Genomic DNA, 280 nt, shown 5'->3' with positions numbered 1-280 from the left:
CTCCATATATTGGACTTTTGCGGCCCCGCAAAAGTCCAATATATGGAGTGTGCAGAGAATGCCTGCCTTCCAACAGGTGTCATAGGCCCCTTCCAAATCAAAGAATACAGCCACCATCTGACGCTTATGCAAAAAGTTATTCATAATATACGTCGATAGCAGAACACTGCCTACAAAATCTGCATTGGACATTGGTGAGGAGGTGGAGAGTTTCGAGTAACCAAACCAACCGGGCATTAACCATGCGTTCTATTACCTTACAAACACAGCTGGTGAGAGA

The 280-nt window shown here is 45.0% G+C and carries 1 protein-coding gene; it reads right to left on the bottom strand.

Features of this window, described 5'->3' with window-relative positions:
- A partial coding sequence (locus AC0IXA_RS27360) for a hypothetical protein (protein WP_471814890.1) occupies positions 1 to 237 on the bottom strand: 237 nt, incomplete at its 3' end.
- Between the last annotated feature and the right edge of the window lie 43 nt (positions 238 to 280).

Source organism: Pseudomonas sp. AC083, from assembly GCF_979253165.1.
Note: the sequence above shows the minus strand (reverse complement) of the source record. Positions and strands in the feature narration are given on the sequence as shown.